This window comes from Collinsella sp. TF11-5AC, assembly GCF_003436775.1.
In the GTDB taxonomy this organism is placed as follows: Bacteria; Actinomycetota; Coriobacteriia; order Coriobacteriales; family Coriobacteriaceae; genus Collinsella.
The window spans coordinates 1-15914 of sequence record NZ_QSQO01000018.1; the positions used below are offsets into that span (position 1 = coordinate 1).

At 55.8% G+C, this 15914-nt stretch carries 5 protein-coding genes; all 5 read right to left on the bottom strand.

What is annotated here, in order from left to right; genetic code table 11:
• Positions 1 to 100: 100 nt before the first annotated feature.
• The 5 genes from DXD16_RS07815 to DXD16_RS07835 all read right to left on the bottom strand — a co-directional run bounded on the left by DXD16_RS07815 (position 101) and on the right by DXD16_RS07835 (position 15739).
• Complete coding sequence (locus tag DXD16_RS07815) at positions 101 to 10987, bottom strand: hypothetical protein (protein WP_117655715.1); 10887 nt, start codon at positions 10985 to 10987, stop codon at positions 101 to 103.
• 39 nt (positions 10988 to 11026) lie between these two features.
• Positions 11027 to 11971, bottom strand: a complete 945-nt coding sequence (locus DXD16_RS07820) for a hypothetical protein (RefSeq protein ID WP_117655716.1) — start codon at positions 11969 to 11971, stop codon at positions 11027 to 11029.
• Positions 11972 to 11985: 14 nt separating this feature from the next.
• Positions 11986 to 12825 (bottom strand): hypothetical protein, encoded by an 840-nt coding sequence (locus tag DXD16_RS07825; RefSeq protein WP_117655717.1) that lies wholly within the window; start codon positions 12823 to 12825, stop codon positions 11986 to 11988.
• Complete coding sequence (locus tag DXD16_RS07830) at positions 12826 to 13875, bottom strand: hypothetical protein (protein WP_117655718.1); 1050 nt, start codon at positions 13873 to 13875, stop codon at positions 12826 to 12828. It abuts the gene before it with no gap.
• 559 nt (positions 13876 to 14434) lie between these two features.
• Entirely contained in the window at positions 14435 to 15739 is a 1305-nt protein-coding gene (locus DXD16_RS07835; protein WP_117655719.1) for an ATP-binding protein, read from the bottom strand.
• Positions 15740 to 15914 lie beyond the last annotated feature (175 nt).

Genomic DNA, 15914 nt, shown 5'->3' on the forward strand with positions numbered 1-15914 from the left:
CGGCGCGCTGCGCGCCCCGCACAGGCTAAAGCCTGTAACAAGAAAGGGGGCGGCAACCGGGTGGTTGCCGCCCCCTTTGCGAAGCTAGTTGGCTTCGGAACTAGTGGTCGATGCCGTTGAGGTTCACCCTCGTGAGCGTATAGGTCACATAGTCGGGCGATTGAGGCTTTGCGCTCGCCACGTCACCCTTAACCAGGCTCGCTCTCATTACCAATCGATAGTTCGCGTAGAACTGCTCACGCTGTTCAACCTGCGTGTTGACCTTAACGGTAAAGGGCAGGCTAAACGTAGTGTCACCGTTCTGCGTTTTGAACTTGCCATTCTCCTTCGAGTCAGTGAAGGTGATCGTGCTACCGGAGGGAGCGACCGCGGCAAGCTTACTCTCCGTCACTGTTACGTAGTTGGAGATATCATCCGTTACACTCTCATACGTGCCGTCGGTTCCGCGGCGCTGCAGCTCGAGCGTGTACACAACAGAGTCGGCATTTGCAATTGCCTCGGCGGCGTTGCTAAGTCCACCCAGTTCATACGTGGCACCCAGACCAATCGTGCCATTCGCGATCGGACGTAGGTCGTCCACGTTAATACCAAGCTGCGACTTATCTGGCGCAGAAAGCGTAATGGTCGTATCACCCGTGTCCATGCGATAGTACCCGACGTTACCGGGCTTCGTCTGCGTCAGGCTCGAGGTATTAAGGCCTTCCTTACGCGTCGAAAGCTTGGCAGTATAGGACATCTTGGTACAGGCGTCCTCGCCAGACTGCTTGGACAGGGAGATAACCTTGTTGCAGCCGTCCGGCGTAAGGCGAATCTCTTCCACCACCGTATGCACGGTAAAGGATCCGTCCGTTGCGATCTTGCGGATTCCGGCGAGGTCATGGTCGAGCGTGAGCTTCAGCGAATCATCGCCTGTATCCGTCACGGTCTGCGTGAACGCAGGCATCGAAGCGTCACACGGCTCCCAATCGCCGCCATTCCACCTGTAGTTCTGACCGCCGATGGCAACATAAAACTTCGCAATTGCCGAGGTTCCGCTCGGGAAACTACTTACTCCCATTAGGTTGTTGTTGGCGCCATAGCGACACAGCGATGTATCGAGCTGATAGAACAGATGGTCACTCTCTGTATAGTATTGGCTCGGGCTAAACGTAACCCTATCTTTGACGTCAAGAGAAAGCACGTAGGCGGCACCGTCCTCCGACTTCGAAACCGGAATGCGCGCCGCATTTTTATTGTCGACTACACTCTGCTCATAATTGGACAAGATACTGTATGTCGATGCCGTACTGTTTTGATTATCTTCGCCACCGGTGCGCAAGACGTGATGCAAATTCCAAGATATGCGGGCACCCGAAGAATTCGAGTCAATAGACGAAGCCGTAAAACCGTTGATACTAGCTTGCGTCCCGCCGTCGCCCGACTTAGGCACGTTGACAACTAGGTAGACGCTCTCCGATGCACGCTTCTCTCTGCCGGTATCCTTCTCTTTAGGTACCTTTAGCGTATAGCGCTTGTTGCTGGGAACGTTAGCGCCCGCAACCTTAAACAGCGTCCACTTGTCTCCGATCTTCGCCTTAGCGGTCGCCTCTGCCTCGTTATTACACTCGGCCCATGTGCCGGCGCCATCCTTTTCGGCGTACACATCCAAAATCTCGCTCAGCCATCGCTCCTGATATGGATTGCCCGCAGAATCCTCAAAGCCCGCATTTCCGCTCAGGGAAACGCTCGTTGCTCCGCCTTCGCCCACCGTATAGTGGTACTCTCTGCCACCGGCCTTGCCATCAACGTTCGCATCGATGAGCGTAAGCTGGGTGCCCTGGGGCAACCTTCCGTCGGCACCATTGAAGAGGATGCTCTTGCCGAGCCCCTTCATCGAGCCGCCGGCAGCCATATAGCTGTCCCAGCCAAAGTCGACTTCCTTCCCATTAGCAGAATTGTATGTCCAGGTAAGCAGACCCGTCATCGGCTCGCCAAAGCTCGTAAGCACGTGTGCATCTTTTCCAAGGTTAGCGTAGTCTTTTTCTTTAAATTGAGTGCCGTAATCATACGTTGCAGTGAAATCGATCTCGAGCTTGCGCTTAACGATGATCGGCACCTGAACGTTGTAGCTCTGACCCGCCTCGGTAAAGGTAACGGTCAGGAGCGTAAAGCGACCTTTGCCATTGTCCCAATCGGAGCTTGGGCTAAACGACATGTTCTTTTTACCGTTGTTCACCACACGAAGTGTGGGATTGTTCGACGCGTCATCGTCCTTAACGAACACACCATCCTTGAGTTGGAACACCTCTGCTTTGGCCGTCACGTGCGGATTGGTGCCATTCTCGTTATTCAATCTGCAAGCGTCGGAGAAGCCGCCGTTCGTGACGATGTTTAGATAGCTCTTGACCGACGTATTATCGGTACCCGAGATCACCAAAACGGGAAAATCCGTTGCAACCTTGCTGTCGCTTGCATCGTTATTCGCATTGAACATGCTCGCCACGGATTTGGCGTTATAGCTCGACGTATTTTGATATGCGCCATCGTCATTGATGCCGCCGATGTTGGTGTAGGTGTAACGGTTGGCAACGCCGGGGCTCGACGGATTCTGGATGGCCGTGGCAAGGCCAACGTTCATGCCGTCGCCGAACAGATAACGGCCGGCCGTGTCAGCATCGGAGGCGCGCACAGCAAGGTCACTCGTCGGACTCGTCGTGACGTAGGGCGAAACGGCCACCGTCACATTGCCGTTCGCAGCATCGTTGCCATACAGTGTCGCGCCATTGGCATCGGAAAGCTTGTCTTCATAGGCAGCAAATGCGATGTATGACTTTTTGTTCACTTTTTTAAGGTCGTCGGTGCCGGAAGAATTGCGCATCAGCTTGAGCGATTCACTCGCGCTGTTTGGTCTAATGGCAATTCCTGCGACAAAAACGTTGACGAGATCAGCGGATGAACTATTTCCGAACAAATATCCCTGGCTAGTTTGCGCCCCAAAGATATTGCGATCCATGAGCACGTTTACGAGCCTAAATGAGCCACGGCCATCGCCAGACACGCCACCAGAACAACTTCCCAGTGATGGCCTCCATATTGCACTCTTGCTACCGGTAAAGTTGTTCTCACCAATGGTTGAATTCAGCAGCGTAATAGAGTTCGCCGTGTTACCGATCGAACCTACAACGCCACCAGAATATGAGCCATCAATGACGAGTCCGGTAATAGTTGAATTCTTGACCTCGAGGGCGAGCCCGCCGCTCAGATTACCGATTAAACCGGCAGAGCATTCGCGCGCACCAAGATAGATATCTTTTATTTCACAGCTATCGAACTTAAACGTGCTGCCCGAAGCCGCCTGACCGACTGCGCCAGCAACATACTTAAGATTATTCGATCCTCTAACACCAAATACCGTTTTACTCTGCACGTCGCCTTGGATGCACAGATTGTAGACAGACACGATTCCATTTTCGGACCTTCCGATAAGGCCGCCGGTCCCCTCGGTCGCGCTCGATGCTGCCGGCTGAAGCGTGACATTGCTGATCTCCGCCTTTCCGGCACCCTGCGAAGGCGTTCCAGCATCATCGGTGTTCACCAGGAAACCACCTCCAGCAAGGCCCGCGATACCGCCAGTCCTTGCGTTGGAAACAGTTGACATAATTGTGGAATTCTCGGCAATAGACATGCTCGCCGTTGTCCAAACGCCACCCGCGGAATTTTGGTTCAGTTTGCCGACGAAGCCACCGACGTTTTGCACGCCAGAAATGTCCATGTTGCTATAAGCACAATCGTAAAGCTTGACCGGAGAATAGCGCGCGTTCGAATTTGAAGTGTCGTTACGATTCACCAGCAAAGTTGCATCTTTGTCAGTCCTGCGGCTACCATAGCCGGATGCGCCAAGCAATCCGCCAACGTTATTGGGGCCATTCACCCTGCAGTTATCCATGGTAATTCCTGCATATTTGCCGTAATCTGCCAGCGAGCTCGCGTTCGCCGTAGTACCCGCAAGCAGACCGACGCCAACCTGCTCATTACCCGCACCACTGGGGGCGCCGGCTGCATTGGTATACGTAAGAGAAACATTGCAGTCGTAGAACTGTAAGTTCTGGACGGTATAGCCGCCGTTGCCCGTAGCGGCAGCATCGTCCGTTGCTGGAGTGCCGATACTCCCCGATACGTTGGTCGAGGTGTACGTTACGGTGCCAAAGAGAGCGCCCAATCCGGTGAGTTTGTAATTATCGTCGGCGTACTCCGTGACCCCATATACCTTGTTGGCCTTCTTGCTACCGACCTTTATTTTTGCACCGTTGCCGTTGATGCACGCAACAAGCGGCACGATTCGATCGCGGTCGGCGCCCTTACCGGATGCGCATGCGTTTGAGTAGTAGCGACCCGAAAGGCCCGTGTAACCCGTACCGTAAGGCGTCATGTCATAATCAATGTCCTTGTCCGTGTTCACGAACCGCAAATCCATTCCCGAGACCTGCGCGGCACAGATGTTGCCCGTCTGCCACGTGGCATACTTCGATACCAGGTAGGGAGAGTTAACATCCAAGCCATCGCCTGCATAGTCGAGAGCGTTACCCTCCTGGATACCGGGGCTTTTCATGTCATCGTTTTTCGCATTAGCAAAGTCGTCAGCGGCACTCGCCGGCCTTCCAACATGTGTATAGCTCGCGTTGCGAACTTTGCCGTATTGTTGGTTGCCGAATTTGTACATTCCCGTTGCGTTGCCGCCACCCATGTAGGCACGCGAGCCCGCATACGTTCCATACGCATCGTTCGTGGTATTCGTATTCGCCGAACCACCGGCCGCGCCGCTGCTGATAATGGCCGAAAGTACGAGCAGTCCCTGCGAGTCATTGACGGTTGTGGTTATGGCGAGGTTATTATTGGTGCCATCTCCCCTATAGCGGCCCTGTGTTGCACCCGTCTCGATGCAGTTCGTTTTCGAAGTATCAAGATTGTTCACCTTGTAGTTACGATCAGTGTTGTCGAGACTCTTACCATCGGCAAGCTCGCTGAACGCATAGCCGTCGATTACGCGGCCAACATACGGGTTGTCATAGAGAGAAGTACCGGCGCTATGCCAGGGGTTAAGGGCACCGTCGCCGCGCGAAGAGTTGCGGAAGATGACGCCGCCACCCGCAACAGCACCAACGTAGCCGCCAACGGGCACAAGGTGCGCGCCGCCGCCATTATCGCCTGCCGCCCCAGCAACGCTAAAGCCGGCATCCGCATTCACCGACACGTCATCGATGATATTGTCACCGCCCATGATGCAACCGATCACGCCGCCAAAGAACGCGCCCGGCACACCAGATGTATCTTTACTCTTATATGCAATTGAGACCGGCGTGCCCGAGTATTCAATATTCAGGTTGCTCACAACGCTGCCGTAGCTATACGGGATCAATCCGGAAAGCGCGCTTGCGCCTTCGGGCTTGTTAATCTTGATGGTCGCTAAACCGCCGTCTCTCAGATTGCCAACAACAACCCCCCTGAACGGGTTGCTCTGATTGCCCAAACCCTGGAAAGCGGTGGTATCGAGCACAAGTGTATCGCTACCTTTTCCCTCGCTATCAACCGGCTCGATACTGTAGTAGGCGCTTTGGAGATAGCGGTGCATCGTCGCATCGTCAAGCGAATCCCCAGAGTCGGTGGTGTTATCCTCCGTCTTCCTCTCCCATGTTTTGTTCGCCTGTTTGTAGATGTACGTCACTTCGTTTTCAGGCTTCTCACTGGACGAACGACGCTGACATAGCTCTTCCTGATTGGCGGCAATCGTTACTTCCCAACCGTCGATTGCATTTTGCGTGTTGATATACTCAGCAACCGTGTTGAGCTCTGATGCTTTAGTTATGGCATAGGGATCGCCATAGGTACCGCAGCCCGTCGTAAGCTTGGGCACACGCTGGTTAACTTTGATTTCGTGGTATTGGACTTTGTTTTCGTTGACATTGCCCTTTTTCACATACGGGAGATAACCACCGAATTGCGGAGTATCCGCATTTGCCTCTTTGTTGTCAACGGTGACGAGGCCAGCGGGGGTCCCATAGGTGCTCTCGTCGTAGTACCAGAGTTGCTTACCGGAGTATTCGCCCTTCGAGTCGATCTCGCTACCGAATGTGACCTTATCGTTTGTCTGGTCATCCTTCATAAAGGTATACACCGCAGAGCCAGTCTTGCCCTCGCCGTAGCCAAAGCTCTCAAGCAAGCTTGCACGGGTAAAGATGGCGTTGTTCGTAGCACTCGGCACGTTGATGGTACCAAACGTCGCCGTAACCTGGTCGGCACTCGAACCCACGCCCAGTCTTCCAAAAAGTGAGGTTGCTACCTTGGTGTTGCGGCCGTATCCCGTAGCCGTGATGTTCTTCGCGCTCAGGTTCACGTACGTCTGCATCTCGTTTATAAGCAGAGGCATATAAGCATCAGCGCCCGTGGCCTCACTAGCGCCATCGACGGTCAAATTGTTGAGCGTAAGGCCATCAATCGAGATTTTTCTAATAGTGGTGGTCGTGCCATTGTTAGACCCATACACGTAGCGACACACCAGCGCGCCCGAAGAGCTTCCACCCGCGGCGGCAATATCATTCTTGCTTCTCCCGTCATTGACAACGGGCCCAACAGTGCCACCCAAAGTGACGGCATTCACCGTAAGATCGCCATTTGCCACCGTTCGGAAAAGACCGCAGTGCATGTTCTCGTGCTGGGTAGCAGCAGAGTTCAGCTTGTTGCTTTTCTGCTCGGCCTTGATGTCGGAGTAATGGAAGGTGATGGTCGCATTACTAACCGTCACCTTTCCGTTCGGCTGGGTGGGATAGTAACTATAGCCCGTCAAATCAATTTCGACGCTTCTGCCGCTTTCGCCGCCGATGGCCACGGCGTCGTTGAACGCTTGCGGCACAATCATCGAGCGAATTGCGGCTGGAGCATAGCGGTAAGCGGACCATAAGAGCAGCTTTTCCGCCGTATCGATTTTGCTAATTTTGGAGCTGCCTTGCCCAAGTGCCGCATAGGCTTTGTCGAGGTTGTAGTAATACCTCGTCCAGGCATTCGTGTTGTGGTTCTTGCCGAAATCGGAACGGTTGCGATAGCTGTTGTCGTTTCCCGGCTCTCCGCTCATGTCGAGCTTGCCGTCATTAACGCCGTCTTTGGTATGAAGCGAAACGACGACATTCCATTCGCCGTCCATGAGTTTGCTGGCGTCTTTATTTCCATAGGCAGGCCTCGTGCTGTTGCCGACCCATTCATCAAACGAAGTAGCATTGTCGTTGCTTTTGATTGCCGTGTTGTTGATTTTCACGCCATTGCCCGCAGCAACACCATTGACCTTATATGCAGTGTCCCAACCCGCCTTGTTCTCCAGATACAAGCCGCTATAAGTTTCCACTCCATATGTTGTGGAATTCTCCGTCCTACCGCCTCGACCGATGATCAGACCAAGTACCGTTACCTTATCGGCATTAATGGTTGCGTTCGAAAGATCGATCGCATAGTCGTTGATGATCCATTGGCCACTGGCTGCGTATACGAGGCCGCCGAGTTCGCTTGAGCTGTTTGCGGTTATGGAAGCGCTGTTCGTCTTGAGAGCATACGTACTGTCGCTGGTGTTTTTGCTGCTATCCCCGATGGTGACAACAGCATTGCCCCAGCTATAGCCCAGAAGACCACCGGCGCCGTTCTTCGCGTCACCGTTCTTGCCAACGGTCATGCTGAACGAGTCGAACGAAAGGCCCGTGATGTTGACGTGTTTCTCTTGCGTTCCTTGAGCGATGCAGCCGATGAAGCCGCCGACCTGGGATTTCTTATTGCTCGCGCTGTCGCCCGCGGTAATCGCATTTTCGCTCGTCGTCGCGTCACCGACCTCGAGACTCGTCACGTTGACGATAGCGACAACGTCCGCCACATAACCGATAGCGCCGCCAATGCGCGTGTTGCCGTTGAGGGTAGCGCCCGTTTTGACGGTCGCTTGCGCCTTCGTGCTGCCACTTATGTTGCTGCTGCCGAAAGTAACGGTTCCACCACCCCTCACGCTACCAGCAATGCCGCCAATGTTGACATCGTTGCCGAACGTATCATCGCAGGTGATTTTCGGCTTGCACGTAACGCCGTTGAGTGTTGCCTCGCCAGTGATAGTTGCCGCAAGCGAGCCAGCGTCGACGCCTAAGCCGTTATCGAACTTCATAACGCCATCGACGGTAAGGTTATTCACCGTCGCGCCACCGCCGATAGCGGCAAAGAGGCCCAGACGGCTGTGACGGTAAATCTTGCCGTTGCCTTCAGTCGAATCGTTTGCGCCAAGCGCATTGCCGTTGCGCGTACCGTAAGGTTCGCCAATCGCCAAGGTAACGGTATGATGGTCTCCCTCGACAGCCCCTACGAAAGCGTTAACTTGCCCGGACCCATCACATGCAAGACCTTCAAGGCCTGTGCCTCGCAGGTCAATGTTGGAAGTAATTGAAAAAGTATTCCCGCTATTACCATACCAGCTTGTAATTTTATTTGCGCTGACGCCGAAGACGCCGCCAAAGTAACCGTTCGTTTGAACCGTCATGGCAATGCATGCGAATGTATCCGCATCATTAATGAGGTATCTACCCGACCTCCCGTCGCCATCTTGGGACCGTAGCTGATTACCCCAAGAGTAGCCAGCACTGTTGCCAGCATCTGGAGCACCACTCAGATTGCACAACGGCTGATAAAAGGTGCTTTCATCAAGTTTAATAAGATCCTTGCTGAGCTTGCCCTCCTCTCCGGTCAGGCGGATAACCTGGTTATAGGTCAGGTCATCGATCCTCGCCGCAGCAGGACGTTTGTAAAGCCAATAATTATCGTTCGTTGCCTCAGCATCCGAGCCTGAACCTAGAGCAAACACCAATGGGGCGCATCCATCCAAGGATCTAAGAATTTGGCTGGTATTACCGTTGGCCTCGAGCTTGCAATCGGATAAATCGGTAGTCCCACGCAAGCGCAAGACGCCGTTCCATGCCGAACCCACAATTCCGGCACCGCATGCGATTGATTCATTTTTATCAGTTTTAACGCGAACGTCCCCACAGTCCAGAATTCCAAAACGCGAACGCCCGCCCACGCTATAGCCGCTATCCAAGGCGCCAACAACACCGCCAAACCCGCAGTTCTTTCCATTGGCTTTTGGAGAATGGCACGTGACATCCGCGCCGTCAACGATTACAACGCCTCCAGTATTGTTGCTCTTTGCCACCCAGCCGACCAGGCCTCCTGCCAGTCGCGGCGCGGCGCTGCATGTAGTATCAACCGAACAGCGGTTGCCCGTGGCATCCGTCTTTATATGAAGGGTGTTGTTCGACTTCTCTGTGTTGGTCACATCCTGAACTCTACCGACCAGACCGCCATAGATGGAGCTGGAGCCCGTCACCAGTTTGCTAGTATACGAGCCACCTGATATTGCGACATCGCCGTTCGTTGTGTCCAGGAGACCGAACACGCCGCCCGCGCCCGTGTCCCCACTTTGGCCAAGATTCACGCCCTCGCCCGTATCGATTTGGTCGTTGTCGGCAAACTCGACCGGGCCGGCAAAACTAACGTCGCCGATGAAGCCGCCGGAACTTTTGCTGTTCTTATCGCCGACGTTGGCGGGACAGGTGAACTTCTTGTTGTTCGCGCCCAGCGCGAGCTTGGTCGCCTTACCGATGAAGCCGCCACTGGCGGTGGTGCCCTTGACGGTGAGCATGTGCAGGTCGAGAGCCTCCGTGACGTTGACTGTGGCGCCCGTGTTCGAACCGACGAGACCTACGACACCACCGGCGGAACCGCTTGCAGACTGAACGGTAGTAGCGGGAACATTAAGGGTGCCGACGTTCAGAGTCGCGCCATCCTCGACCGTGCCTACGAGCAGACCGGCATTACCGGAGCTCGTCTTGACGACACCGCCCGCGGCAAGGCTATCGGGAAACTTAACAGACCCCACCGTAAAGGTTCCGCTCTTGACTGTATTCGCTAAAAGACCGATGTTTCCCGCTGCATTTACGTTGAGCTTCTCGAGAGAACCGGCAGGGCCATAGGTGACCTCTGTAGTAAGGTCACCCATCGCCTCACCCAAAAGGGGCGCCGTCAGAGCGGAAGTCGTATCCGTCCCGTCGGTGCCTACGGGATTCGCGATGTTGACCACAGCGTTGAGCGTCTTGCCCCCACCGCTGACCTTCGAAGCGACCATCGGCGCGCTATAGCTAGTCGCGCCCACCCACTTCATCTTGACCATATTGTTTTGGTCAGTCAGCTTGAGGCTATTAAAAACCGTCCGATCAGCCGTAAGCTCGACGGGACTATCAACGCCATTCAGCGACCTATAGATCCTGCCTTCAAACGGACGCTCATCACTGCCAAGACCCTGAAAAGACATGCCGTTATTAGCCGACTCGGTGAGCTTCGCATCGCCTGTGATGATAACCTTGATCTGCGCATCATAGTAAAGCGAGGCGTCGGCGTTAGACAGGACGGCGAACGCCTCCGACGACTTGACATCAAGGCTTCGGATTCCACTCCTGTCGTCTTTGCGTACGATGTTTTCCGCACCGTTCGCCTCGAGCAGCTCGGCAAGCTCATCGAGATTTGTAATCGACGCATCGGCCTGGGCCTCAGCGTCTTCCGAAACCGCGGCATCGGCATCTTGCTCGACATCATCAGCGGCAGCATCCCCTGCCGCATCGTCGCCCTCCGTCTGGTCGCCCGTGGAATCGGAACCCGCGGCGCTATCGACGGTATCGCCCGTTGCGGCATCGTCTTTCGCAGCGCCATCCTGGGCACTGTCACCCGCGGCACCAGCATCACTCGCCCCAGACCCATTCGCGGTGTCGTTCTTGGTCTCGTCATTCTCGGCAGTATCCAACGCCTTCGCAGATGCGGCAGCAATCTCGTTCGAGATGTTCTGCCAGCCTGCCGCCACAGCAGCCACCGTGGGCGAGCATGCTTGGAGCACCATGACCACCGTCATGAACTCTGCGAATATGCGCTTTGCCGTTCTCATCGATTCCGTACCTCTTATCCTAAAACTCCGCTTCCAGAGTTATCGAGTCTCCGTTGTGCCCGTCAGAGTAGTTCCGTTCACGCTAATGTCCAGGTCGCCCCAGCCACCGGGCGTTTTGCCGTCCGCTCGGTAAAAGTTGACGACCATCGAACCCGGCTCCATGGTGAACGTAGCCTTGCGAGCTGCAGCATCCACCGTCGCGCCATGGTTGATCTCAAAGAACGGGTCGATCTCCACGTTCTCCCCCCACGCGAGCGTGACGTTTGCCGGTGCGCCCGTAACCGTCACGCGGTAGTTGTACGCAGCGTAATCAGCAAACTTGCCAGCCTCATCGACCAGCGCGCCCTCAACCGCAGCGGTCTTGACCTCGGCCCTCTTTGACGGCACGACTTTCGCCGCCAGACAGGCTAGCTCGGTGCCGGGGCTCTTCTCCGATACGACCGTGGCCTTAATCACAAAGTATGCTTGTCCCAACTTAGCCTCGGGGAAGGTCACGGTGTAGTCGTTCTTGGTAGGTTGATTCTCCGGAAGCGTGACGCTGCTACCGGGCTGGGGCGCATAGCTCCACGTGGCGCCATCAAGCCCGTGCCCCTCGACCGTCAAGGTGTATGTCACATTTTTGTCGTTGCAGAAGTTGCTGTTGCCCAGCAAGTAGTTGTAGATGCTAAAGGTAAAGTTGCATTGCCCGTTGCTGGGATACACCGTAACGGAGCGCTGGGCATGGGCGAGTTCGTCGTTGCTAGGCGCACTCATATAGCCCGTGAGCAAATCGCTCGCAAACAGGCTCTGCGCGGTGCCCGTTGCGGCGACGGACTTTAGAAATCCGTTGGCGGTGTAGGCGGAATAGGTAAAGTAACCACCCATCACGAGCGCCACGGTGCAAACAAGTGCGATTGCCGCCACAACCAGCTTATTCTTGACTAGGCTTTTGGCTTTCGCCAGCTGCTCGCGCTCGGCATCCTGCTGCTTCTCTCGCTTCTCCATGTGCGCCCCCTCTCCTACTTACCGCTCGTGTTGCGCGCTATCAGGTAGATCACGTCGGTCTCTTTGGTGCTCTCGTCCCACGAAAGCTTGATGATAAAGTTGAGTGTGTCATTGCCAGTCGAGCCGTCGAGCGTCTTGGCGTTGAGTTCGCTTTTGCCGAATTTCTTGTATCGGTAGAGCGGGCGCGCGTTGCGCTGGACGTTTTGATAGTCCTTGAATGTAGGATCGCTTGCGCCCTCGCCCGGCACGGCTGCCAGACCGTCGTTCTCCTTGTTGATATATTCGAAGCTCGTCAGCAGGTTCTCTCCGGTTGCTTTCCAGCTATAAGATTTGCCGCCTGCGGTACCGCTCACGTCGGGCGTCTGGAGCGCAGACGTGTTCTCGGCTTTATACAGCTCGATAGTGAGACCTTTAATGTTGGTCGTATTCGCAAGCTGCAGCTCAAACCCGTCGCCGCCCGTCTGCACGCAAAACGGGCGCTTGAGCGTCACCGTGTTGCCAGTCTTGGTATCGCCGTATTCGGGGTTGTAGCTCAGGTCGATCTGCTCGGCTGCCGTAGCGTTGGGGCCCAGCACCTTGAGCTCTGCCGGCTCCTTGATCTTGCCGACGGTGGAGCCGTGATTGGCATCGACAAACCATCCGAGCGTCAATCCCAGCAACGCGAGAAGCACGGCCACCAGACCCACGATGGCCAGGGATTCGCGACGGTGGTCGCTCACCCAAGCCTTGATGCGCTCGATGCGGCCAGCCGGACGCGCTTCGCCGTGCGAGCCGAACCCGTTGCCGCCGGGGTTTGCCGCTCCTTCGTTGTGCTTGATATCGCCCTGCTCGCGGGCATTAAGCTGCTCGTCCATTTATTTATCCGCCTCCTTGGCGGTGAAGCGCACGCGAATGTACTTGACGTTCTTGCCGATAATCTCGTCGGCGTTGTTGTAGTAGCCGGCGCAGGTTTCCACATCCGCAGAGGACATGCCGGCTCCGACAGGCGGAACCGCGCTAGGCGCCTGACCTGGCACGCTCGTGCTATCGGCGCGGAAATAGCGCGCGTGGTTATTGTTGATGTCGCCGACGAGGGCTGCGTATCCCGCGGCGGGGTCCGTGCTCGCAAAAAGGTTGCCACCGTAGCCGGCGTTGCCCGTGCGAACGTAGCTCTTAAACTGCTCCGGCCAAATCCAGTAGAGGGTTTTGGGTACGGTTTTGGTCGTGCTATTTGAGTCCGCAGGGCAAAAGTCCGACGCCGGAATGGTAAAGCTCTGCGTGATGACGGTAACGCTGGCTCCGTCCTGGGTCACCGTGGTTGTCGTGGGGACCAGCGGATTGGAGTAAAAGCCAGAGGTGTCTTTGCCCTGAAAAACCAGGATATGACCGCGCACCAAATCTTTAAGCGAGTTGATGATCTCTTCGTTTTTCGATGCATCCGCAGCGGTGCCGCCCGTGCCCGCAGCGCTCGTCTGGACAGAGATTTCCCAGGTCATTTCCACCGTGATATCACGCAGGTCATTACAGAGCGGCTTGACGTTGAGCTGAAGCTGGCCCGCCGATCCCGGAGAGAGACTGCCATCGGCACTCATGTTATTGAGGTTGAAAAGATTGTTCACGGCAAGGCTTGTACTGTCCGACGCGTAGTTGTCCTGGGCGTCGTACTTACCTGCCGTGCCGCCCTGCGTTCCCGAAAGCACAAACCGTGGGCCCTTCGCCCCGATCGTACTCCCCGTGGCACTCACTCGGTTATTCGCGGCAAACCAGGCCAGGCATGCAAAGATGGCAACGATGGCGGCCAGCACAAACAGACCGCTCACCAGGAAATCTTTCCAGAAATCCTTGAGGGTCCGCACGTGCTCGTCGGCAGCTTGGCGGTACTCGGCCGCCGTCTTGTGCTGCTGGAGCTCGCTATGTCGGTCCATGCCACTCATCGTTTACGTTTGCCCTGCTAGCGGGCGTGCCATCCTTTCCGCTTGGGTGTGCTCAATCCATTGCTCGTAGGCATAGAATTCAGGCAGAATACAACACCATACGATAAGGTAAAAGAATAGCATTGACCTGCGGTTTGCTCCACAGCGCAAGCCTTAATGATGTCTTAAAGATTACAAGCAGCAGCCTGTCCCCCTTGCACCAACCTGGTGCGTTGAGATTGAACGTCAACCCGTCCATCGCACATAGCTCGCGCAACAGTTCGCACGCCCACCCAAGCTTTGCCTCACCTTAACCTCATTTTGAGGTTAACAGCACCCTATTTTCAGCATTTGCCCAGTTGTTTGCTTGCCTCATCTTAACCTCATCTTAGCCTCATTTGAGGTGAAGATGAGGTTAAGGGTGCGTTTAAGCCAGTCGAGCACCCTTAACACGCCCTCGTTAGCGCCAGCGGCCTCCCCCCCCCCATATGTCAAACCCTTGGTGCAAACAAACCTGACCCCCTTGCACCAATCCGTAGCGCCGGGCGGAGAACACACGGCGTGCCGTCCCTTAACGCCCCAGCGCGCGCACGGGTATCACGTAGATACCGTCCTCGACCTCGCGGGCGTACTCGCCCACCCCCACAATCACGGCCATAAACTCCGGTTCGCGTGTGCGTGAACGAGGATTTCCACAGACCTTCTTGCGAACGCGCTTGAGGCTCTCAACGCCGGCGCTCGCTTTATCTTCGCTTACCTTAATCTCAAAGGCGGCCCACCGTCCGTCGGCTAGCTGCACGATAGCATCGCACTCAAGGCCCGAATCGTCGCGATAATAGCGCACGGGCGTGCTATCCAGCAGGTCGAGCGAACGTGCGTAGACCGAAAGGTCGCGTATGACCAAATTCTCAAACACCAGACCAAATGTCTGCCAGTCGGCAAGCAGCGCCTGCAAGGACATACCTAGCAAGGCGCAGGCAAGGCTCGGATCTGCCAGATAGCGCTTGGGCTTGACGGTAAAGCGTCGTTTGTCGCGCGCGGCGGGAACCCAACCGGGGACCTCCTCGAGAATGAACATGCCTTTGAGGGCATCCAGGTACCTGCGCACCTTGGTCTCATCGGCAAACGCTGCGGGTTCCTCCTCGGCACCGAACATATCCATAAGAATCGTTTTATACGTGGCTGCCTGTCCCAGATTGCGCGCGATCGATGCGGAGACTCGACGAGCAATATCGGGGTCGAGACCGACCGCCGGGAAGCTGCTCGAAAACGTGGTGTTGAGATATTCGCGGGCGATGAGCTGAGCGTCAGCCGAAACCATATCGATCGCCTCGGGCCAGCCGCCGCGGCAGGCGGCTTCGACAAGCCCCGGTGTATCGCCATTGCACCGACAGGGCTCAAAACGATGCTCAAACAAGCCCGCCAGGCTCACCTTGCCGTTGGACTCACCTGTCTCGGCAAGCGTCATGGGGTGCATGCGGACGCGGCCGATGCGTCCGGCTCCACTATGCGCGGGCGCCTCCGCCTTTGAGCCAAACGCAGGCGTGGCGGAACCCGTGAGGATATAGGCGCCGCGCGTGCCCCGGGTGCGGTCAACCTCGTGTCTAACGTAGTCCCAAATCTGGGGAACGCGCTGCCACTCATCGATAATATGCGGACGGTCTCCCAGCAACATCATCGCCGGGTCGGCACGCGCGAGGTCGAGATTCTCGTCGACATACGAGACGGACGCCCCGTGCTCAAGCGCGGCCCACGTCTTGCCACACCACTTGGTGCCTGCAATCTCGACCGCGCCAAAGACGCGAAGGTAGCGTTCGATTTGCGCATCCACGATACGTGGGATGTATCCGTCCCGATGTAGCCTCTCACCTGCCATGAGCCACCCCCGCAGATTTCCAGGTCCTGCTTTCTGATTCCTCTATTCCACTGTAGCAAATTCGGATTTTCGGGTGGTTGCGATTCGGATTTTCGTGTTCATATAATTCGGATTTTCGTGTTCTAAGTATTCGGATTTTCTGGTACTCAAGATTCGGATTTTCTGAACCAGCTGG